Genomic DNA, 23,324 nt, shown 5'->3' on the forward strand with positions numbered 1-23,324 from the left:
TACCGGTTAATTCAGCCTGCCGTGCCAGTGGATAAGATCCTCACGCAGTGCCTTCGGCAATACTGCACTGTGACACCCCTCAATCGCCCCCGCGATGGCGAACAGTAATTTCAGCTCATTCTGCGGCCGGGCTTTGACCTTCAGGAAACTGGCTTTGGCCCCCAGCAGATAGAGATCATCCACCCGGCGGATACCCGCCTGCCACAAGCGGCGTTCCAGGGCCCTGTCCACATTAGGCAGATCTTTAATCCGTGACGGCAACTGCTGCCGTGACTGTGCATGCGCCCGGGCATGCAGGTAGGTCTGGTAAAAAAGGAACTCACACTGCTGGGGACACTGCCATACCGCATCCGGTACACGGTAATAATTAATCCGCATCGGCAGGATCCGCTTGGGATAAGTGAACCGGTCGCTCAGATCCAGCCGGCAGAATAATTCCCGGGTGGCTTCTGTACTTTTCAGCCAGAGCTGGCTGTTGGCTATCAGCGCGAAAGTGACCCGGTCGATGGATAATCCCATACACCCGAATTGTGATTTCAGACGTATACGGCCGAACGGTTGTGTGCTGTGTTGAAGACGATCAAACTGAACATCTGACAATTTCAAATAATCCTTCATATTATCAGTCCTTTGAAAGCAGGTTAAACGTATCGTTGTGTCATTCCCTGACTGAGCTCAGCTGTCGCCACAAAATAAGGAATGTTTCCCCGATTGCCAACGATAAATTCGTATTTGTGTCCGGCAAACCTGAATTTTGCGAGTTGTATGGAAAAAATTTACTTGATCTGAGCGAAATTGGATTATACTGTATACATATACAGTATCACTATGTGAGGTTAACTATGCGCCAGCAGGCAACCCGGGAATACTTCCCTGTAACACCGGCATCCGTGTCACCCGCTCCTGCGGGGGAAAGCCGTCAGGACGGAATGGTCAGCGAACTGGTTTATCGCAATAATGATATCGTTCTGACTCATATTCTGCTTCCTTTATTACGTCAGCTTGCCGGGGAATCCCGCTGGCTGTTATGGCTCTCACCGGGGGCAAAACTTAACCGCAGCTGGTTATCCCAGAACCATCTGCCGGGTGATAAAGTAATGCAGTTGTCCCGTATTCAGGAAATCAACAGTGTTGCCGCAATGGAGAAAGCACTGGCCAGCGGTAATTACAGTGTGGTTCTGGGCTGGCTGCCGGTGCTGACTGAGCAGGAAAATATCCGGTTACAGCGCGCTGCGGAACAGGGCAGTTGTCTCGGCTTTATTATGCGTCCCCGGGAATGGCATCATGCGAATACCCCTGTCGCACGACAACTGAATACCTTACAAATTCATTCTTTCCCTTATCATTGAGGAAAATTAAGAATATTCTCAGTCTTTTTTACAAGCCCGTATCATTTGCTCTGCTTCATTAATAAAATTGCACTATTTCAACGCGTTAAGTCAAATATCCAAAGAAATTGACTATTTTGTATGTTTATGAATCAGTACAGTTTTTTACATTTTTTTAGTCGAATTCTGCCGGACAGGCTTGTAACTTTTAAAGTTCGCTGTAGACTTTACACCGTTAAGGTAGTGCTTAAAATTCCCTGTTGGGAGCTATTTGCTAAATAGTGCACATAATCCCTGACTATTTTTAAAAACCAAAGGCAAAAATAAGGCTATTTAAGCCAGAGCCAATTTGGATGATAACGAGGCGTAAAATGAAAAAGACAGCTATCGCAGTAGCAGTGGCAGTGGCAGCTTTCGCAAGCGTTGCGCAGGCAGCTCCAAAAGACAATACCTGGTATGCCGGTGGTAAATTAGGTTGGTCCCAGTATCAGAATACCGGTACCGGTAACGTTTTCGGTGGTGAAAACTTAGGTAATACTGGTCCTACTCATAAAGATCAGCTCGGCGCTGGTGCATATGTTGGTTTCCAGCATAACCAGTACATGGGCTTTGAATTAGGTTATGACTGGTTAGGTCGTATGCCTTACAAAGGCGACGGTAACAACGGCGCATTCAAAGCACAGGGTGTTCAGCTGACTACCAAACTGAGCTATCCGGTAATGGATGACTTAGACGTTTATACCCGTCTGGGTGCAATGGTATGGCGCGCAGATGCAACAGCATCTCACAACGGTGTTCGTTATAAAGACAACGATACCGGTGTTTCCCCGCTGTTCGCACTGGGTACTGAGTATGCAATCACCCGTGATATCGCAGCTCGTTTAGAGTATCAGTGGATCAACAACATCGGTGATGTTGAATCAACTATGGCACGTCCGGATAACGGCATGCTGAGCGTTGGTGTTGCTTACCGTTTCGGCCAGGATGAAGTTGCTGCACCAGTTGCAGAACCAGCTCCGGTTGTTGCACCAGTTGTTGAGAACAAACGTTTCACCCTGCGTTCAGACGTTCTGTTCAACTTCAACAAATCTACTCTGAAAGCTGAAGGTCAGGAAGCTCTGAACCAGCTGTTCAACGAACTGGCGTCAATCGATCCGACTCAGGGCAACGTCCTGGTTATCGGTTACACTGACCGCATCGGTTCACAGAACTACAACCTGCCACTGTCTCAGAAACGTGCACAGAGCGTTGTAGATTACCTGGTAGCTAAAGGCATCCCTGCCGGCAGCATCCGTGCAGAAGGCCGCGGTAAAGAAGATCCTGTCACTGGCAACAAATGTGACAACATCAAACAGCGCGCTGCTCTGATCGAATGTCTGGCACCAGACCGTCGTGTTGAAATCGAAATCCAGGGTGTAACTGAACAAGTTTCTCAGCCTGCTCAGTAAGTTCTGATTCGGTTGCATGATGCGATTCGTTTGCACAATGCAATGAATTATATAAACCCCATCTCCGGATGGGGTTTATTTTTTGTCCGTTCCCAGCAGGCTTTGCAAATCTTCTTTCAGCGATGTCATCTTCGTCGCGTACTTTTCTTTGCGCTCCGCATCTTCCAGTAACTGCACAATCGTTTCCGACAGCGTACTGCCCCGCCGCTGTGATAAGGCAGACAACCGCTGCCAGACCAGAAATTCCAGATCAACCGATTTTTTACGGGTATGCTGCTGTTCAGCATTAAAATGACGCTTGCGCCGCGCACGGATAGTCTGGCTCATTCTGTTCACCAGTGCCGGAGACATATGCTTTTGTATCCAGCCGGTGACTTTCGCCGGATGTGATTCCAGTTTCAGTAACTGCGCCACCACCTCCTCTTCCCGGCTTTTTTCCGTATAACGGGTAATCGCTTCACCTTCACGGTATTTTTTGACCAGATAAGCCCACTTCCAGCCACATTCAAGATTCTCTAGTTGCTGATATTTCATGATTTTTCTCGGTGACAGGGTAACACTGACATAAGCATAGCAATATTCCCTGTAAAAAACCGCCCCCCGGCACAATTCTTTCCTGTCAGCACGGGTAAAAATAAACGCCGCGAGGATAGCTATCCGGCCTGCTTACGCGCTACAATGTCCCGCTATTTTCGTTACTATTCAAAGGCGGTGCTGATAACCGCACACTGCGGAGAGCACCAGATCCTGCCGCAACAATTAAATCCGACATTATCAAAAAGCAGACAATACCGAGTGAATATTAAACAGTTGACCTGGCAGGCATTACTGCCTGATGAAAACAGTTACCGCACCCTCCTGGAAACCGCATCTGAACTGCCTGCCCGGCAGGCGGATATCGTGCAGCCGCGCTTACAGGAAAGTTTGTCACTTTTCAGTCATCCGGCGGCAAAACGCCGTTTTATGCTGGTGAAAAGTGACGAAAGTGAGTGCTATCTGGATACGATAGCGCAGTTACTGCCGCCGGAAGTCAAAGTCCGGCAGAAACACACCATGGGCGGTGAATACCACTTTGATAATCACAGGTTTGTCTTTACCCCTGCGGATAACGGCCATTTCAGTGCTGTACAGCCGTTTGCTGTCTGTGACTGGACAGAGCCTGAGCAATTGTTCGGCCAGGTCTATACCCATCACCAGCACGTTCAGTTGCAGCCCGGCATTATTCATCAGGTCAATGGCGGCTTTCTGATCATGTCACTGCGCAGTCTGCTCGCACAGCCGCTGATGTGGCTGCGCTTAAAGCAGATGGTCTGCGCACAGCGCTTTGACTGGCTTGCACACTCAGAACAACATCCGCTGCCGTTCCCGGCTGACAGTATGCCGCTCGACCTGCGTGTCATCGTGGTTGGTGATCGCCTGAGCCTGGATGAGTTTATGCTGTCCGAACCGGAACTGAGCGAAGAAGCCCTTTATGGTGAATATGAATTTGATTATCAGCTGGAAGAAACGGATCAGCTGACTACCTGGTGTCAGTTTATCAACGGCCTGCTGAAACAGAATCAGCTGCCGCCGCTCAGTGCTGACGGCTGGTATGAGCTGCTCTGTCAGGGCATGCGTTTTCAGGAAGATAAAAAAGCCTTGCCGCTCGACCTGACATGGCTGACGACTCTGCTGCGCGATGCCGCGACTCTGCTGCCCGCAGAGACCATCACCGCGGAAGCTCTGCGCAAAATTAAAGATAACCGCAGCTGGCGGCACGGCTATCTGGCCGACCGCGGGCTGGATGAAATTCTTCAGGGTCAGGTTTATATCCAGACCCAGGGCAGTACTGTCGGCCAGATCAACGGTTTATCCGTTCTCCAGTATCCGGGACACCCGGACGCGACCGGTGAACCTTCGCGTATCACTTGTGTGGCACATATCGGTGATGGTGAGTTTGTTGATGTCGAACGTAAATCAGAGCTTGGCGGCAATATTCACGCCAAAGGCATGATGATTATGCAGGCTTATCTGATTGCCGAACTCAAACTGGAGCAGCCGTTCCCGTTCTCCACCTCCGTGGTGTTTGAACAATCCTATGGCGAAGTGGATGGTGACAGTGCCTCACTGGCGGAACTGTGCGCGCTGATCAGTGCCCTCTCCTGGCAGCCGGTTGACCAGCAGATTGCAGTAACCGGCTCTGTCGATCAGTTCGGGTTTGTGCAGGCCATCGGCGGCGTGAATGAGAAAATCGAAGGCTTCTTCCGTCTGTGTCAGGCCAGAGGGCTGACCGGTAAGCAGGGTGTGATTATCCCGTCCTCAAATGAGCGTCATCTGGTGCTGGCAGATGATGTGGTTAATGCGGTACGTCAGGGTGAATTCCATATATGGACGGCAGCTCATGTTTCACAGGCAGCCTCACACCTGATGAATATGCCGTATTATGAAGAAGAAAGTAATCCGTCCGGAGAACACTTGTTAGCTATAATTCAGGATCGGATTTTCCTGGCAAATAATCAGGATAAACCGAGAAGTTCGTGGTTTTCCCGCTGGTGGAAATAGCACATTTTTTATCTGATCGGACTTGTTCAGCGTACAAGTGTAAGCTATTGTGTAGCCTATCTGTTAAACAAGGCAAAGATTGAGTTATGGTCGCAAAACAAGAATCCTACACAAAGCAAGAACTTGAAGCCTCAGGACGGGGTGAACTCTTTGGTGAAAACGGACCACCACTGCCGTCCGGCAATATGCTGATGATGGATCGCGTCATTAAAATGAGCGAAACCGGTGGTCATTTTGATAAAGGCTATATCGAAGCTGAGCTGGATATCAAACCTGAGCTGTGGTTTTTCGGTTGCCATTTCGTCAACGACCCGGTAATGCCGGGCTGTCTGGGTCTCGATGCCATGTGGCAGTTAGTCGGTTTCTATCTCGGCTGGCTGGGCGGTGAAGGCAAAGGCCGTGCACTGGGCGTGGGTGAAGTGAAATTTACCGGCCAGGTTCTGCCGACTTCGAAAAAGGTCACCTACCGCATCCACCTCAAGCGTGTGATCAACCGTAAGCTGATCATGGGTATCGGTGACGGTGAAGTCTTTGTTGATGATAAACTGATTTACACCGCATCAGAATTGAAAGTGGGTCTTTTCAAAGACACCAGCGCGTTTTAATCTTTCTTTCCGTGGTGTTATCCGTAAAAAACCTCCGCATGCGGAGGTTTGAGATTGCTGACAAAGCAGGATAAAACGTGGTTTTTCCTGCTTTGTGTTATCAGCCGAAAATCAATAAATTGATTTTCCTGGTTTATTTTTACAACCTCTGTCGGTCGTCGCCACCCCCTGCGGGTTTGTCAACGACCTGAAACTGCATCGTAACCGATGCAGTTTTTTATCCTTTAAACCCGGTTACGCAATGACCGCCCTTTTATCGATGGCCTCGCGCCAGCCTCCCAACCAATGAGAACGTTCGTCAATTTTAAGATACGGGCAACTCTCTTTAGAACGTCCTAAAATACCCGCCTGATAACCTTTGGTTAATGCTCTGGCTAAACGATCACGCTTTTGTCTTTTCATGCCGTTACTTCCCTCATGTTATTCAGTGCTGTAAACAGGTTGATTTTCATTCAACCCATAACAGGAATACGCTTTCGGGGCTGAGTTTGCAAGTAAAGAAGATTCAGGGCGTGTCAGTCCCGCTTTGCATAAAAATACACAATAAAAACAGGGCTGTTATTTTACCTGCGTAATCAGATTATTAGTTTTCTGCGGACAGTAAAGGCGGTCAGAAGGATCTATCAGGCGGGAAAAAAATCATTTTTGCGATCAGCAGATTAACCGGAGTAATGTGGCATGTGTCACAAATTTGTCATTTTGATGATAATTCACTCTCTGCACGACCTGTGCAGAGAGTGAATAACAGATTACTTACGCAATTCGTCAGCCACAGACTGTGATACCTGTGCCCAGCCCTCACCCAGCGTACGTACCAGCGCCGGATAGCCGTTTTCGGCCTGTTCCAGTACCAGATTAAACGGATGGCGGATCACCGCATCTCCGTGGGTATAAATCCAGCTGCCCGCCACAATCACTTTGCCGTCATAGCGGCCGTGGAACCCGGTCACCGTAACGGTCAGGGTATCCGGTTTGGTTTCCAGCGGCTGTACGGAGACCAGCCGGTCCGGCAGTGCCTGGCTGAGCTGCGCTGTCATCGCCTCCAGCAACTGCTGTTCCAGCGGCCCGGCCCACAGGTTGGTGCTGCCGATGTTGTATTCCACATCACTGGTCTGATAGACAATCCCGGCATTTCCCAGAACGTCCCCGAGCGTGATGCGCTGAATCCATAACTGCGGATGGCGGTTGTCACTGCCGGTACTGCGGAAGCCCGTCTGCGTACTGCTGCTGTCAGCAGCCGCCGCCACCGGCAACTGATAATACTGTTTTACCGGGGTGCTGCTGCACCCCGCCAGTACAAAAACGCCCAGAAATGCCAGTGCTTTTGTCAGTTTTTTCATCTTAATTCTTCGCCTTCTTAGGTTGCGGGTCCGCCTGCGGCGCGGCTTCAAAGACCAGTGCGTTGCTCTTATTATTCAGGGTACGCAATACCGGCTGCAACTCACGCAGAACCTGATCCAGGCGCTGCATATCATCCACCAGTTTATTGTACGCCGGTGAGCCCGGCTGGATGCCCTGCATGCTGCGGTTCAGTTCACGCAGTGTTGCCTGCATATCTTTCGGCAGAGCTTTGAACTCTTTGCTGCCGAGCAGCACATTCAGCTCAGACAGCGTTTTCTGTGCTTCCGCGATGGTTTTTTCGCTGGCGCGCAGTGTTTCCGTCGCCTGTTTCATCATCGGTTCAATCGGCATACCGTTGATTTTATCCAGCGCTGCCAGCACTTTCTGCTGCAACTGCACCAGGCCGCCGCTGGTGGTCGGCAGGACTTCATAATCCGCAACCGTCATCGGTGCTTTCCAGGCCGGCTGATCAGGATAGAAATCCAGGTCGACATACAGTGCCCCGGTCAGTAAATTGCCGGATTTCAGTGAGGCCCGCAGGCCCTGCTGTAATGCCGTTTCCAGTTCCTGTGTCAGTTTGAAATTTTTACCCACGTCTTTCTCAAAACGCTCAGGTTCGATATGGATCAGTACAGGGATACGGAAATCCTGATCAAATGACTGTCCCAGCCCTTTGGCATAAAACGGAACCTGTGCCACTGTCCCGAGACGGATACCACGGAATTCCACCGGCGCGCCCGGAGACAGGCCGCGTACGGAGTCAGAGAAGAACAGCAGATAACTTTTATACTGGGTATACAGTGAGTTTTGTGTGCTCTTCTGATTATCAAACAGCTTAAACAGGGTTTTCGGATTTACTTCCTCACCCGGCTGCCAGCCTTCCGGTACGTCAAAGCTGACACCGCCGCTGAACAGCGTGGAGAGCGAACCGACCTGGACACTCACGCCCTGTGAGGACATATCAAAGGCAATGCCGCTGTCTTTCCAGAAGCGGGCGTTAGTGGTCACCAGTTTGTCATAAGGCGCGTTGATAAAGAGTTCATACTGCATCTCGCGTTCATCAAGATTAAACTCTGCCGTTTCCACGGAACCGACACGGTAGCCGCGGAACAGCACCGCATCCCCCGGATTCAGCTGTCCGGCCTGCTGACTGGTTAATATCACGCGAATACCTTTGGCATCCGGAGAGGCCAGCGGCGGTGAGTCGAGCAATTCAAATTCATGACGTTCGCCGCCGGTATTGGCAGGCTGTACCTGGATATAAGCCCCTGACAGCAGTGTTCCCAGTCCGGAAACACCTTCACGGCCGACTGTCGGTTTCACCACCCAGAAAACAGTATCTTTACGCAGAACATCTTTCATCTCAGCATTCAGACGCGCCTTGATAATCACGCGGCTGTAGCTCTGATCCAGCATAACGCTTTCGACCACACCGACATCCACGCTGCGGCTTTTAATTTTGGTTTTACCGGCTTCGACCCCTTCGGCGTTATAGGTGATCAGGGTAATTTCCGGTCCCTGTCCGCGAAAGTGGCTGATAAGAATCCAGGCACCAATCAGTACCGTGACGATGGGAATTATCCAGACCGGTGACCAGCTTTTCAGTTTGCTGACCTTCGCTTCTGTCAAATCATCAGTTTTATCGTTCAACCTGAGGCTCCTTAGCACTCTCCGCCCGTTTTTTTTCAAGCCGATCCCACGTCAGACGCGGGTCGAACATTTCGGCGGCAATCATTGTCAGAATGACCACCATCGCAAATAAAATCACACCAATATCCGGATAGATGCTCATCAGACGCCCCATCCGCACCAGTGCTGCCAGTACGGCTATCACAAACACATCAATCATGGACCAGCGTCCGACAAATTCCACGATTTCATAAATAAAGTGCATCCGGCCGGGATCACGCCAGCCGTGGCCTTTGGCATCCAGACACAGCCAGCCGATAGCCAGCATTTTCAGGCTCGGCACCATAATACTGGCGATAAAAATCACCATCGCCACCGGATAAGAGCCATCCCCCCACAGGAGAATCACCCCGGCCATAATGGTCGAGCCGAAATCACTGCCGAGCGATTCGGTGATCATGATAGGCAGCAGATTTGCCGGAATATATAAAATCACGGAGGTAAACAACAGTGCCAGGGTCAGTTGTAAGCTGTTTGGCCGGCGGGCATGACCCCGGCTGCTGCAGCGCGGGCACTGATGCATATCTGCCGGCAGAATCGCCTGGCAGGTGCCGCACAACCGCACACCCTGACACAATCCGCCTTTTCCGGCTTCCAGCGCAACCGGCAGCGGCGGACGCGGTGCAATGCGCTGCCAGACCCAGTGTTTATCCAGGCACTGGAATGCCCGCACCTGCATCACACAGAACAGACAGTAAGGCAGGAAACTGACACCCAGCCCGATGTCCCCGTAAGCCATCAGTTTGACAAAACTGACCAGCACACCGGCAAGAAAAATCTCCGCCATACACCAGGCCCGCAGCCGGAACAGCAACCGCGTGACCGGAATGGCCAGCTGGCGCGGCAGGCGGATACCGCTGCACAGTAATGTAATGGCAAACAGGCAGAATGCCGGAACCGCCAGCACAAATCCCATAAAAAACAGTGCCAGTTCGCCGTAGTTATCCCCGAACATCACAGCCGGTATCTGATAAAGCGTGATTTCGCTTTCGATACCCGCCACTTTCATCGAGACAAACGGAAACATCCCGGCGAGCACAAACATCACCAGGCCGCTGAGTGCATACATCAGCGGCTGGCGGCGCGGTTCACGCCAGCGGGCGGCCAGGTGTGTATGACAGCGCGGACACTCTGCCTTGGTTCCCCGTTCCAGCTCCGGGATTTCCACTACGAGGTCGCACTGCGGACACAGCACCGTGACTGAATCATGTGAATGATGAGCGCACACTGTTTCGTTATTTCTCCAAAATCACAGGCGGGATCAGTTCCCGCTCTGCATTGCTTCCAGCGTCTGCCAGCGCTCAAACGCCTCTTCCAGCGCATGCTCTTTTTCTGCCAGCTGTTTCAGTACGCTGTCTGTTTCATCATGCGGCTTATTAAAGAAATCAGGCGCACTGACCTGACTTTGCAGTTGCTGAATGTCCTCATCGAGGGATTCCAGCAATGACGGTAATTGTTCAAGTTCCCGCTGTAATTTATAACTTAATTTTGCAGATGTATTTGCTTTTTTAATGTTATCTTTACGTTTTTCTTCCGCCGCCTGCGGTTTTACCGTTTTTTCCGCCGGCGCTTTCAGCGACTGAACCTGTGCGCGCTGCTGCTGTGCATCAAAGTAGCCGCCGACATAACGTCCGATATTACCGTCGCCTTCAAAAATCCAGCATTCGGTTACACAGTTATCAACAAACTGACGGTCATGGCTGACCAGCAGAACAGTGCCCTGATAGTTATCCACCAGCTCTTCCAGCAGTTCCAGTGTTTCGACATCAAGGTCGTTGGTCGGTTCATCGAGGATCAGCAGGTTGCTCGGTTTCAGGAACAATCTGGCCAGCAGCAGACGGTTACGCTCCCCGCCGGACAGTGCCCGTACCGGGGTTCTCGCGCGTTTCGGATGGAACAGGAACTCCTGCAGATAGCCGAGTACATGACGCGGTTTGCCGTTAACCAGCACTTCCTGTTTGCCTTCCGCCAGGTTATCCATCACCGTTTTGTCCGGATCCAGCGCCGCACGGTGCTGGTCGAAATAGGCAACTTCCAGTTTGGTACCGATATGCACACTGCCGTCGTCCGGCTGTAAATCGCCGAGCATCAGTTTCAGCAGTGTGGTTTTACCGCAGCCGTTCGGGCCGACGAGAGCAATTTTGTCTCCCCGGTTCACCTGAGCACTGAAATGGCTGACCAGATTCTTACCGTCAATACCATAGCTGATATCATCAATTTCAAAGACGATTTTGCCGGAGCGGGTCGCCTCTTCCACCTGCATTTTCGCTTTGCCCATCACTTCGCGGCGTTCCGCACGTTCATTGCGCAGTGCTTTCAGGGCGCGGACGCGTCCTTCGTTGCGGGTACGGCGGGCTTTGATACCCTGACGTATCCACACTTCTTCCTGCGCCAGTTTACGGTCGAATTCCGCGTTCTGCATCTCTTCGACGCGCAGCGCTTCCTCTTTGGCCACCAGATAATCATCATAGCTGCCCGGCCAGGAGGCTAATTTTCCGCGATCCAGATCGATAATCCGTGTCGCCATATTGCGGATGAATGAACGGTCATGGGAAATAAAGACGATACTGCCGCTGAAATTTTTCAGAAACCCTTCCAGCCACTGGATAGTTTCGATATCCAGGTGGTTGGTCGGTTCATCCAGAAACAGTACTTTCGGCCCGCTGACCAGTGCGCGTCCGAGTGCTGCCTTACGCAGCCAGCCGCCGGAAAGTGCGGACAGTTTTTCATCCGCCGGTAATTCCAGATGGGCAATCACATCGGCGATCCGGCTGTCGAGAAGCCATAAGTTTTGTGTGTCCAGGATCTCCTGTAATTCTGCCATTTTTGACAGATTTTTATCACTCGGATCACTTTCCACCAGTTTTGAGATCTGATGATATGCTTTGATATGCTGAGCCTGCTCTGCCACCCCTTCGGCGACAAAGTCAAATACAGTGCCTTCCACGTCACGCGGCGGGTCCTGCTGCAGACGGGCAACAATCAGATCCTGCTCATAAATAACCGTACCATCATCCAGCGGCTGTTCTTTGGTCAGTACCCGCATCAGCGTGGATTTCCCCGCGCCGTTGCGGCCGACCAGACAGACACGCTCATTTTCTTCGATATGCATCTCCGCATTTTCCAGCAGCGGAGCATCACTGAATGCGAGCCAGGCGCCCGCCATATTAATCAACGACATAATTTCTGTTATTCCTCGCCTGCATGGCGGATAAGCCAGCAGTTATGGATCTGACGGTTACGGGCAAAATCCTGTGACTGTGTTTTGGCGGTGATTTCCTGAGCAACCAGCCCCAGTGCATCCATACCGTCCTGATCTAATTTAAAGCCGCGTTTGTTGTTGGAGAACATCAGGGTGCCGCCGCGGCGCAGCATACGTTTCAGATGTTTCATCAGGTCGATGTGATCACGCTGCACATCAAAGGTGTCCTCCATCCGTTTGGAGTTGGAGAACGTCGGCGGATCGATAAAGATCAGATCAAACTGTTCCGGTGTCTGTGCCAGCCAGCTCAGGCAATCAGCCTGAATTAAGCGGTGCTGTCTGCCGCTCAGGCCGTTGCTCTGCAGATTGCGCTCCGCCCACTCCAGATAGGTACGTGACATATCCACAGACGTAGTGGTGCGCGCACCGCCGAGACCGGCGTGAACCGTTGCCGAGCCGGTGTAGGCAAACAGATTGAGGAAGTCTTTGCCTTTGCTCATCTGTCCCAGCATTTTGCGGGCAAGACGGTGATCAAGGAACAGGCCGGTATCCAGGTAATCAGTCAGGTTAACCCATAACTGTGCGTTATACTCTTTCACCAGAAAGCTGTTCTGCTTCTCCGCCAGTTTTTCATACTGCTGTTTGCCTTTCTGGCGCTGGCGGGTTTTCAGAATCAGCTTGTGCGCCGGTAACTCCAGCACGGCCAGTGTCGCGCTGATCACATCAAACAGGCGCTGACGTGCTTTGTTCGGATCAACCGTTTTCGGCGGCGCATATTCCTGCACCACCACATAATCCGCATAACGGTCAACCGCGACATTATACTCAGGCAGATCGGCATCATAAAGGCGATAACAGTCAACGCCTTCCTGCTTCGCCCATTTTGCTAATTTCTTTTCATTCTTGCGCAGACGGTTAGCGAAATCCGCCCCGATATCCTGCGCTGTTGCCGGTGGTGTTTCACTTAACTGATAGTTTTTCTGCACACAGTCCAGCGGGCCGTTTTTCGCCTTAAATTCACGTTCTGCACGCAGTTGCAGGCTGCTGAGCAGTTCCGGAGAGGCACTGAATAATGACAGACGCCAGCCCGGGAAACGGGTTTTCACCACCCGGCCGAACACACTGTGCAGGGCAATCAGAGCCGGTTCACTCTCCAGACGCTCGCCGTACGGAGGGTTGGAAATAATGGTGCCTTTCGGGCCGTCCGGCAGCGGATTTTCCAGTTTGGTGGCATCTTTCTGCTGGAAAGTGATCAGTTTATCGACACCGGCGCGGCGGGCGTTAGCGCGGGCCATATCCAGCACACGTTTATCAGTATCAGAACCGAAGAAACGGGCGGTTGCACTGACCAGGCCGGCATTGGCGCGTTCGCGTGCTTCGGCACGGACAGATTCCCAGACTGCTCTGTCATGGTTGCCCCAGGCTTCAAAGCCCCAGTGGTGACGGTTCAGGCCCGGCGCACAATCGGAGGCTATCATTGCCGCCTCAATCAGCAGGGTTCCTGAGCCGCACATCGGATCGACCATCGGTGTCTCTTTCTGCCAGCCGGAGCGCAGAATAATCGCCGCCGCCAGGTTCTCTTTCAGCGGCGCCTGACCGGCGAGTTCGCGGTAACCGCGGATATGCAGGGAATCCCCGCTCAGATCGATCGCCAGCGAGACTTTCTCTTTATTGAGATAGACGTTGATGCGGATATCCGGCTGCTGTTTTGCCACATCCGGACGCGTGCCGGTTTTGCGGGTAAAGCTGTCAACGATAGCATCTTTGACTTTCAGTGCGCCGTACTGACTGTTGCGGATCTCATCATTGGTACCGTTGAAATGCACGGCAAATGTCTTGTCAGCGGAGAATACTGAAGGCCAGTCAATGGACTGCACCGCGAGATAAAGATCCATGTCACTATAGACATTAAACTCATTCAGCGGTAATAAAATACGGGATGCCAGACGACTCCACATCAGACACGTGTACATCGTACGCGGCTGCGCCCGGAAGTGAACGCCACCCTGCGTAATACTGAGATCCTCAGCGCCCAGTGTCGCTAATTCATTTTTTAAGAGTTCTTCGAGCCCGCGGGCGGTGCTGGCAAAATACGCGTTCATCATGGTTTACCGTTGAAATAAAAAATTGGAGCGCATTATAGCGGATCCGGGCGGTAAATCATAAAATTGACGCTCACCTTTTTCCGGATAAACCGGGATGCCATTGTGGTATTACTGATAATAACGAAAAGAACGGATAACAATGACGACAACACCTATCACACTTTCCCGTTTATATACCTTTCCTGTGAAGTCAATGAAGGGCATCCGCCAGTCACAAAGCCATGCCGGGGAAACTGGTCTGAGCTTTGACCGCAATTTTATGATAACGGATGAAACCGGAAAATTTATCACCGCCCGCCGTTATCCGCAGATGGTGCTGTTTACCCCGGTACTGCTGAGTAACGGGATCTGCCTGCGCAGCCCTGACGGCAGCAGTGCCACCATTTTGTTTGAGGATTTCCGTCCCGATCACCTGCCGTGCGAAGTCTGGGGAAATCATTTCACCTCGCTGCTCGCACCGGAAAAAATCAATCAGTGGCTGTGTCAGTTCTTTGATATCCCGGTACAGTTGCGCTGGCTCAGCCCGCAGTCCACCCGCCGGGTGAAAAAATTCCCGGATACGGCGGTGTCGTTTGCCGACGGTTATCCTTACCTGGTGGTTAACGAAGCCTCTTTCCGCGAGGTACAGCGCCGCTGCGGTGCCGGTATTAAAATTGAGCAGTTCCGCGGCAACATTATTGTCACCGGCGCAGAAGCATTTGCGGAAGATCGCTGGAAAACCATTCAGGTCGGCGATGTGGTGTTTGATCTGAAAAAGCCGTGCAGCCGCTGCATTCTCACTACCGTCAGTACCGATAAAGGGATTAAACATCCGGAAATGGAACCGTTCCATACCCTGCAAACCTTCCGGAAGGCCGCGGATAATGATGATGTCGATTTCGGTATGAATGCCATTGCCCGCAATACCGGGGTGATTCAGACAGGTGATACGGTAACCATCCTGGAAACACAGGAACCGCGTCAGTATCAGGAACAGGACGTTGAGAAAGTACAGGCCGTTCCCGCACAACCGGAAGCTGAGCTTGAACTGACGTTTAACGGAAAATTATATCCGGTGAATAATCAGCATGTCCTGCTGGAGCAGCTGGAAGGTCATCAGGTCAGTATCCCTTATTCATGCCGTGCCGGTGTCTGCGGCTGCTGCAGGGTCACGCTGGTCTCCGGTGAGGTTACGCCGCTGAAAGCAGGAGCGGTAAAAGAGAACGGGGAGATTCTGGCGTGCAGTTGCATTCCGAAAACCAATATTACTATTCGTCACGGATAACCGACCGTCACGGATAACCGACCGCCACAGATAACCGGCCGTCACAGATAACCGGTAAAAAATACCCCCGGCAGATAAACCACCGGGGGTATTTTTTTGGCGTAATCTGTTTATAACGTCCGGTGACTGAATCGATCACGTATTAATAATAAGGATCATCCGGGAGTTATATAACGTCAACCGATCCTGATAATGATCATTTACCGTGGCAGGATCAAACTGCTCTGCCCATTAATAAACTCCGTGTTACCGGGGTTCTCGGTAATAAACGATCATTCATGATCTTTATCGGATCACAAAAACACATGTTCCGATCGTGTAATTCAAGTACCGGATCAACCAGCAGACATAAACTGGCACTGTCCCCTGCTTCCGCCACAATAAAGTTACTGCGCTGACGGTTGTTATCCGCCACCACTTCAACCAGCTGCCCTTGTTCCGGTTTCGTCATTGCGCAAAACAATGAAAAATACCAGCTCTTCGGCATTTGCGGCTTTAAAAAACGCGACGCAATTAACGCATTCAGTGTTAATTCAGCACACTGCTGTGCCGGAATATTTAATTTTTTAATCTGTTCTTCAAAGATAAAAAATAACGCGGCATCATCAACAGAAAACGGGCTGTGACACCGGGCATACGGTGCCAGCAGGCGTGGTGCAAAATGGGAGCGGAATACCATTCCGTTGGCAAGATCCAGCATAATACGCTCATGCGTATCATCGTAATACCACTGCCATTGATCGTCAGGTTTTATTTTCATCTGATCACATTCCCGGCTAATACCTGATTAGCGATTCATATTTTCACTACACATTAAATAAAATAATTAAAAATGATTTTTTGCTTTAACGTGCATTGCCTGCCGGTGACAATTTCTCAGGCAACATCTGAAAATATAGAAGAAACAGGGGGAAAAATAAACCCCCTGACAGGAATAATAGTGAAAATTACAGGTAATTTACAATATTTTTAATTAATTTGGGCCCGTGGTAGATAAATCCTGAATAGATTTGGATTAATGATGCACCCGCTTCCATTTTTTCCCGGGCAGCAACGAGGGAATCAATTCCGCCGACACCGATAACCGGTAATTTACCGTTAAGCTCTTTCGATAATAAACGAATAATTTCGGTGCTCTTATTCTGTACCGGACGACCGCTTAATCCGCCGGTTTCATTACAGTGATTTAATCCCTGCACTAATGAGCGATCCAATGTGGTATTCGTGGCAATCACACCATCAATATTATGACGAACCAGGCTGTCAGCAACCTGAATTAATTCTTCTTCTGTTAAATCAGGGGCAATTTTTACCGCGACCGGCACATATTTTCCGTGCTTCTGATGCAACTCCTGCTGCTTTATTTTTATTGCTGACAACAGATCATCCAGCATATCGCCGTATTGCAGTGTCCGTAATCCCGGTGTATTCGGTGATGAGATATTAACTGCGATATACCCGGCGTGGGTATATACTTTATCCATACAAATCAGATAGTCATCTTTACCCTGCTCAACCGGCGTATCTTTATTTTTACCGATATTAATGCCCAGGATGCCCCCGAAACGGGCCTGTTTAATATTCTCAACCAGGTTATCAACCCCGAGATTATTAAATCCCATCCGGTTAATTAACCCCTCAGCTTCCACAATACGGAACAGACGTGGTTTATCATTCCCCGGCTGTGGTTTTGGTGTGACCGTACCGACCTCAACAAAACCAAAACCCATTGCATCGAACACTTCAATACATTCACCATCTTTATCAAGACCGGCGGCTAATCCGAGCGGGTTTTTAAATGAGAGTCCCATGCACTGAACGGGTTTGGTGGCGACATGCTGCTGAATAAGAAAACGGAAAGGAGAGCGGGAAAGACGTTTAAGCTGGTGAAAGGTGAACTCGTGGGCGCGTTCCGGATCAAGGCGGAACAGGGCCTTCCTGACTAGCGGATAATACATCTTAAATACCTTTTGCTATAGATATGTGTTTTCGGCACAACACGCCGTACCGGGCAATTTCTCTGTAACAAAATAGGTCGTGAATCATAGCTGAAACAGCGGGAGCCTATCTCAGGCGGCTATAATAGGTGAAATGCGTCCGTTCTGCACGGCTTTTTTACGCAGTAAATGACGCACATTTTCTGTGCGTCATTGATTCTCAGACTACCAGCGCCCGGATGCCCCGCCGCCGCCGCTGCGTCCGCCGCCACCGGATGAGGAGCGACTGCTGCTGCCGCTGTAACCACCGCCACCGCCGCGACCACCACGACCACCTCCGCCACCACCGGATTTAACAATGCCGAGATAGTTGCCGATGCCCATAAACAGACCTAATCCGCCCCCGCACAGCAGCGCAAAAATCAGGCTTCCGCCGAATGACAAACCGAAAATAAACCCGAAAAGCGTACCGAAAGCACCGAAGCCGATGGCCATACGCATTTTCGGTGTTTTCACCACTTTTCCGATCAGCCAGATTGCCCCGCCCAGGCAGAGCAGAAACAGGAAAACGACTGCGATAAACATCGTGAAAGTGAGGACGATAACCAGCCAGAACGGCAGAATTTTCAGGAACAGGAACTGACTCCAGCGCGGTAATTCTGTGTAGAGAAAATCTTCCCCGAAATGGATACCGTTTCCGGCCGGGTTATTAAAGCCGCCGGCGTACCAGGTCAGATAAAGAATAATGGCGATCGGGATCGCGGCTTTCAGTTTAAAACGCTTCACCATGCCATACAGGAAAGCCACCCACAGATACGCACTCGCCGCCAGTACCACACCGAGGACAATATCGATCCAGCCGACGGGCTCTGCCTGTTTGGCGATAAAGAATGCCGGAGTGGTGACTGGTGGCAGCGGTTCATTACGGACTTTGGCAATCAGGGCATCAACGGTATCATTAATACCACCGGCATAATTTCCCATTTTAAAATTGGGAATGAAATAATCATTAAGGATACGGTTTGCCGCCGCATCACTGACCGCTCCTTCCAGCCCGTACCCGACCTCAATCCGCATCGCGCGATCATCCGCAGCCACCAGCAATAAAATACCATCATCAATACTGATACGCCCCAGCCGCCACTGGTTAAAGACTTTCTCTGCGTAGCTTTCAATATCACGTGATCCGGTCGTCTTCACGGTCAGTACTGCAATCTGAGCACCGGTCCGTTCCCGCAGGGAATTCAGTTTCTGTTCAATGCTGCTGCGTTCACCGGCTGTCAGTAACCCGGCGGTATCAGTGACCGCACCCTGCATGCGGGGAAATGTCTCCGTCTGAGCAACCGCTGTTACCGCAAAAAGCAACAAAAACAGGGAGAATACTCCCTGTAACCAGCCACTGAACCGGTTTATGTTATTTCTCATCCCGAAATCCTTTCTTTTATATACAGGTCGTCAATTAATCTGAGTTTACCGTATATGGTTAAAAATAACGCTCTGTTACTGTGACAATGTATTGCAGTGCAAAAAAAAACACCTCCGGAGAGGTGTTTTGTCTGTAGCAATGCCGATGCAATCATCCGGATGGCGGGCAGAGAAATAAAAAGCATGCGCGTCATGGATGACGCGCCTGAGCGTATAGGGACATATTTACAGCGTCTTTTTATTTTGCCCGTTATCCGGATCTTCCCCGGGGTAAAAAATTTCCCCGGAGACATCTCACCGATCAGTTCTCATCCAGTGCTTTGGTGATTTTCTCAAACAGATCACCGGACAGATTATCCAGCCCTTTCAGACGCAGCAGTGCATCACGCATTTTGCTCTGACGGTTATCGTCATAACGTTTCAGGCGGATCAGCGGCTCGATCAGACGTGATGCCACCTGCGGGTTACGGCTGTTCAGATCACAGAGGATCTCCGCCAGGAATTCATAACCTTTACCTGACTTATCATGGAACGCTTTCGGGTTATTCATCACAAATGCACCAACCAGTGAACGCACCCGGTTCGGGTTCGCCATGGTAAAGGAACGGTGGCTGAGCAGTGATTTCACATTATCCAGCACATCCGCATCCGGACGGGTGGCCTGAAGAATAAACCACTTATCCATCACCAGACCATCCCGGTGCCATTTGTTGTCATAATCCGCCAGCAGTTTATCGCGGCACGGCAGCGCCGCTTTCACGGCCGCCGTCAGTGCAGCCAGGGAATCGGTCATATTATCGGCCTGTGTATACTGCTGTGACACAAGCTTATCCGCCTGCGCGGCGTCTTCATCCAGCGCCAGATAGCCCAGGCAGACATTACGCAGATCGCGTTTTGCAATATCCGCATGGTCGATTTTGTATGCCCCGGTTTTCATGCTGACATACACCGCATACAGTTCGTCTGCCAGTTCACGGGCAAATGTATCTGCGATAAAGGTCATGACGGCATTGACCGCATCCGGGTCCGCGACCGGGAACCACTCCGCAACCTCGGTTTCTGACGGCAGTGTCAGAATCTGAGCCGCCAGTGCCGGATCAATCTGCTCATCCAGCAGTACCGCGCGGAAAGCGTCTGTCACCGCTTCCGGTAACTGTAAGTCTTCACCGGCCTGATAACGGCGGATGTTTTCCTTTATATGTAATGCCAGCAGAGACTGTGCGGCATCCCAGCGGGCAAATTCATTGCGGGCATGCTGCATCAGGAATGCCAGTTGTGCATCCGTATACGGATAATCCACTTTCACCGGCGCGGAAAATTCGCGGAACAGCGACGGCACCGGTTTTTCACTGACATCATCAAACGTGAAGGTTTGTTCATCACGGGTAATATTCAGTACTGAATGAACCGGCTCCCCTTCATGGCGCAGCGGGATCACATCACCGTTGCGGCCGTACAGTTCAATATCAAACGGAATGTGCAGCGGCTGTTTGTCCTGCTGATCCGGTGTCGGCGGGGTCATCTGGGTCACATGCAGCTGATACTGTTTTTTATCCGCATCATAACTGTTACGTACAGTCACCAGCGGTGTGCCGGACTGGCTGTACCAGCGGCGGAACAGAGTGAGATCGACATTCGATGCATCTTCCATCGCCTGCACAAAATCATCGCAGGTCGCGGCGCTGCCGTCATGACGGTGGACATAAAGCTGCATCCCGGCCTGGAACTGCTCTTCACCGAGCAGGGTGTGGATCATGCGGATCACTTCAGAACCCTTCTCATACACGGTCAGTGTATAGAAGTTATTCATCTCAATGACTTTGTCCGGACGGATCGGGTGCGCCATCGGACCGGCATCCTCGGCAAACTGCGCCGCGCGCATAACACGGACATTATTGATCCGGTTAACCGGACGCGAACCGAGATCAGAACTGAACTCCTGATCACGGAAAACGGTCAGCCCCTCTTTCAGGCTGAGCTGGAACCAGTCACGACAGGTGATGCGGTTACCGGTCCAGTTATGGAAATATTCATGACCGATAACAGATTCAATCCCGAGATAGTCTTTGTCTGTCGCCGTTTCATTCTTCGCCAGCACATATTTGGAGTTAAAGACGTTCAGCCCTTTGTTCTCCATAGCGCCCATATTAAAGAAATCAACCGCCACAATCATATAGATATCGAGGTCATACTCGAAACCAAAGCGCTCCTCGTCCCATTTCATGGCATTTTTCAGGGAGGTCATCGCCCAGCCGGCGCGATCAAGGTTGCCTTTATCGACAAACAGTTCCAGCGCCACATCACGGCCGCTGCGGGTGATAAAGGTATCGCGCAGCACGTCAAAATCACCGGCCACCAGGGCGAACAGATAGCTTGGTTTCGGGAACGGATCTTCCCATTTTACCCAGTGTTTATCCCCGGATTCCCCGGCATCAATCCGGTTACCGTTGGATAACAGATACGGATAGCGGGCTTTATCCGCCGTGATACGGGTGCTGTAACGCGCCAGCACATCCGGGCGGTCAAGGTAATACGTAATATGACGGAAGCCTTCTGCCTCGCACTGTGTGCAGAGTGCGTCACCGGACACATACAGCCCCTCAAGAGCGGTATTTTCCGCCGGGCTGATTTCATTAATGATTTGCAGAGTAAATTGTTCAGGCACATTCTGAATGTGCAGCGAACCGGACGCTTCGCGGTAATCTGACCAGACTTTGCCGTCAATGGTCAGCTGCTTCAGTGTCAGCCCCTCACCGGCAAGAACCAGCTCTGAGGCACTGTCATTCAGGCGCTTCACCTGACTGACGGCAGTCACCACTGTCGTCTGCGGGTCGAGCGCAAAATCAAGATCAATATGGGTAATGGTATAGTCAGGAGCCTGATAGTCCTGACGATACTTCGCCTGCCGCTGTTGTGTCATGGTTTTCTCTTCACTGTTTTATTAAATGATTACAATTACGCTGTTCTTAGGCTCTCATAATTCAGGCGCCGTGGTAAACGAAATTTTAGCAGTTTGTGATACGCCCTTATTTCCCCGCGGGGTGGTACAACCTCAAATATGAATAAAATGTTAACAAATAATGTGATTCCCCGCTGAACATCGCGCACAGGGGAAATAACGTGTTACTATACGCAGATAATAGTAAGCTATAACCTGTTTAGGTTGATTGCTCCGTGAGGATGCTGAAAGCGCCATGAATTCAGAAGCAACCCCAATTATCACATCACTGCTGGATACCGATGCGTATAAGCTGCACATGCAGCAGGCAGTGTTCCATCATTACCGCTCAATTCCGGTTGTCGCGGAATTCCGCTGCCGGAGCAACAAACTGCTGGGACAGTACGCAGATGAACTGCGCCGGCGGGTGGCAATGATGGCAGAGCTGTCAGTCAGTGATGACGAGTACAACTATCTGGCCCGCCTGCCGTTCTTTTCGGCAGATTACCTGGCCTGGTTCCGTCAGTTCCGGTTTGATCCGTCACAGGTGAATATCCGCTGTGACAGCAACGGTCAGCTGGCTATCCGTATCAGCGGCCCGTGGGTGGAGGTTATCCTGTGGGAAGTCCCGCTGCTGGCGCTGATCAGTGAACTCGTTCACCGCCATGAATCACCGCAGGTAACACCGGAAGATGCCGTTATCCGTCTGCGCGAACTGGTGACACGCTTTTATCAGGATGCGGAACAGGCAGGGATCGACCTCAGCCGCTTTAAACTGATGGACTTCGGCACCCGCCGCCGTTTCTCTTATGATGTCCAGAAAGCGATTGTCACGGAACTGAAACAACATTTCCCGTATCTGGTCGGCACCAGTAATTACCTGCTGGCAGAAAAACTCGATCTGGAGCCGGTCGGTACCCAGGCACACGAATGGTTCCAGGCACATCAGCAGATCAGTGCGGAACTGGCCAACAGCCAGCGCGCCGCTCTCCAGACCTGGCTTGATGAATATCCGGATCAGCTGGGTGTTGCACTGACAGACTGCATCACCATGGATGCCTTCCTGCGCGATTTCGATGTCCCGTTTGCCCGTGCTTATCAGGGTCTGCGCCACGATTCCGGGGATCCGGTTGAATGGGGTGAAAAAGCGATTGCTCACTATGAAAAGCTGGGTATCGATCCGATGAGCAAAACGCTGGTCTTCTCCGATAACCTGGATTTCCGCAAAGCCCTCGCGCTCTATGCCCATTTCTGTGACCGGATCAACCTGGTGTTCGGTATCGGCACCCGCCTGACCTGCAATATCCCGGATGTCGAGCCGCTGAATATTGTTATCAAGCTGGTGGAATGTAACGGGAAACCGGTCGCCAAACTCTCTGACAGCCCCGGCAAAACCATCTGTGAAGATGATGAGTTTGTCGATAAATTGCGCCGCGCTTTTGATATTCCCCACGTTCAGCGCGCCTGCTGATCCTTTCTTTTATACAGTTACCCCCGGAGA

The 23,324-nt window shown here is 51.2% G+C and carries 18 protein-coding genes; 6 read left to right on the forward strand and 12 right to left on the reverse strand.

The features are described 5' to 3' along the window. Positions 1-6 precede the first annotated feature (6 nt). Positions 7-618 carry a TfoX/Sxy family DNA transformation protein gene (locus R5268_RS02730; protein ID WP_218455296.1) on the reverse strand — a complete coding sequence of 204 codons (612 nt, stop codon included), beginning with the start codon at positions 616-618 and terminating at the stop codon, positions 7-9. Between the two features lie 224 nt (positions 619-842). Here R5268_RS02730 and sulA point away from each other — a divergent pair, with 224 nt between their 5' ends. Both sulA and ompA read left to right on the forward strand, forming a co-directional pair. After that, positions 843-1,349, forward strand: coding sequence for an SOS-induced cell division inhibitor SulA (sulA, locus tag R5268_RS02735; protein ID WP_046893877.1), 507 nt, complete (start codon positions 843-845; stop codon positions 1,347-1,349). 350 nt (positions 1,350-1,699) lie between these two features. Continuing rightward, on the forward strand, positions 1,700-2,776 hold the full coding sequence (ompA, locus tag R5268_RS02740; RefSeq protein WP_046893876.1) for a porin OmpA: 1,077 nt from the start codon (positions 1,700-1,702) through the stop codon (positions 2,774-2,776). 75 nt (positions 2,777-2,851) lie between these two features. Here the strand turns inward: ompA and matP are convergent, their stop codons facing one another. Further along, positions 2,852-3,310: a macrodomain Ter protein MatP gene (gene matP / locus R5268_RS02745; protein WP_182104912.1), complete on the reverse strand. Its 459-nt coding sequence runs from the start codon at positions 3,308-3,310 to the stop codon at positions 2,852-2,854. Positions 3,311-3,571: 261 nt separating this feature from the next. Here matP and R5268_RS02750 point away from each other — a divergent pair, with 261 nt between their 5' ends. Both R5268_RS02750 and fabA read left to right on the forward strand, forming a co-directional pair. Then, positions 3,572-5,317, forward strand: coding sequence for a Lon protease family protein (locus R5268_RS02750; RefSeq protein WP_046893907.1), 1,746 nt, complete (start codon positions 3,572-3,574; stop codon positions 5,315-5,317). Positions 5,318-5,403: 86 nt separating this feature from the next. Continuing rightward, entirely contained in the window at positions 5,404-5,922 is a 519-nt protein-coding gene (fabA, locus tag R5268_RS02755) for a bifunctional 3-hydroxydecanoyl-ACP dehydratase/trans-2-decenoyl-ACP isomerase (RefSeq protein ID WP_107678256.1), read from the forward strand. 234 nt (positions 5,923-6,156) lie between these two features. On the opposite strand, the gene rmf is transcribed toward fabA, so the two are convergent. The 6 genes from rmf to rlmKL form a co-directional block, all read right to left on the reverse strand. Then, complete coding sequence (rmf, locus tag R5268_RS02760; RefSeq protein ID WP_015422581.1) at positions 6,157-6,324, reverse strand: ribosome modulation factor; 168 nt, start codon at positions 6,322-6,324, stop codon at positions 6,157-6,159. A 347-nt stretch (positions 6,325-6,671) separates the two neighbouring features. Further along, positions 6,672-7,262, reverse strand: a complete 591-nt coding sequence (gene pqiC, locus R5268_RS02765; RefSeq protein ID WP_046893873.1) for a membrane integrity-associated transporter subunit PqiC — start codon at positions 7,260-7,262, stop codon at positions 6,672-6,674. Position 7,263: 1 nt separating this feature from the next. Next, positions 7,264-8,913, reverse strand: coding sequence for an intermembrane transport protein PqiB (pqiB, locus tag R5268_RS02770; protein WP_182104910.1), 1,650 nt, complete (start codon positions 8,911-8,913; stop codon positions 7,264-7,266). Next, complete coding sequence (gene pqiA, locus R5268_RS02775) at positions 8,903-10,180, reverse strand: membrane integrity-associated transporter subunit PqiA (RefSeq protein WP_218455295.1); 1,278 nt, start codon at positions 10,178-10,180, stop codon at positions 8,903-8,905. The genes pqiB and pqiA overlap by 11 nt, the downstream gene beginning before the upstream one ends. A 33-nt stretch (positions 10,181-10,213) precedes the next feature. Further along, positions 10,214-12,133, reverse strand: a complete 1,920-nt coding sequence (locus R5268_RS02780; RefSeq protein ID WP_317418724.1) for an ABC transporter ATP-binding protein — start codon at positions 12,131-12,133, stop codon at positions 10,214-10,216. Between the two features lie 8 nt (positions 12,134-12,141). After that, positions 12,142-14,256, reverse strand: coding sequence for a bifunctional 23S rRNA (guanine(2069)-N(7))-methyltransferase RlmK/23S rRNA (guanine(2445)-N(2))-methyltransferase RlmL (gene rlmKL, locus R5268_RS02785; protein ID WP_317418782.1), 2,115 nt, complete (start codon positions 14,254-14,256; stop codon positions 12,142-12,144). 196 nt (positions 14,257-14,452) lie between these two features. Here rlmKL and R5268_RS02790 point away from each other — a divergent pair, with 196 nt between their 5' ends. Beyond that, positions 14,453-15,523, forward strand: coding sequence for an MOSC domain-containing protein (locus R5268_RS02790; RefSeq protein WP_410795819.1), 1,071 nt, complete (start codon positions 14,453-14,455; stop codon positions 15,521-15,523). Positions 15,524-15,737: 214 nt separating this feature from the next. On the opposite strand, the gene R5268_RS02795 is transcribed toward R5268_RS02790, so the two are convergent. The 4 genes from R5268_RS02795 to pepN form a co-directional block, all read right to left on the reverse strand. Continuing rightward, complete coding sequence (locus R5268_RS02795) at positions 15,738-16,283, reverse strand: cell division protein ZapC (RefSeq protein ID WP_046893867.1); 546 nt, start codon at positions 16,281-16,283, stop codon at positions 15,738-15,740. Between the two features lie 187 nt (positions 16,284-16,470). Then, positions 16,471-17,481: a quinone-dependent dihydroorotate dehydrogenase gene (gene pyrD / locus R5268_RS02800; RefSeq protein WP_317418722.1), complete on the reverse strand. Its 1,011-nt coding sequence runs from the start codon at positions 17,479-17,481 to the stop codon at positions 16,471-16,473. Positions 17,482-17,685: 204 nt separating this feature from the next. Further along, on the reverse strand, positions 17,686-18,885 hold the full coding sequence (locus tag R5268_RS02805) for a TPM domain-containing protein (RefSeq protein ID WP_317418721.1): 1,200 nt from the start codon (positions 18,883-18,885) through the stop codon (positions 17,686-17,688). A 301-nt stretch (positions 18,886-19,186) separates the two neighbouring features. Then, positions 19,187-21,805, reverse strand: a complete 2,619-nt coding sequence (pepN, locus tag R5268_RS02810) for an aminopeptidase N (RefSeq protein ID WP_317418720.1) — start codon at positions 21,803-21,805, stop codon at positions 19,187-19,189. Positions 21,806-22,079: 274 nt separating this feature from the next. On the opposite strand from pepN, the gene pncB reads away from it, so the two are divergent. After that, positions 22,080-23,294 (forward strand): nicotinate phosphoribosyltransferase, encoded by a 1,215-nt coding sequence (pncB, locus tag R5268_RS02815; RefSeq protein ID WP_052926155.1) that lies wholly within the window; start codon positions 22,080-22,082, stop codon positions 23,292-23,294. Positions 23,295-23,324: the final 30 nt, after the last annotated feature.

It is taken from the genome of Morganella sp. BCCO 40_0007, assembly GCF_032989665.1.
Classification (GTDB): domain Bacteria; phylum Pseudomonadota; class Gammaproteobacteria; order Enterobacterales; family Enterobacteriaceae; genus Morganella; species Morganella sibonii.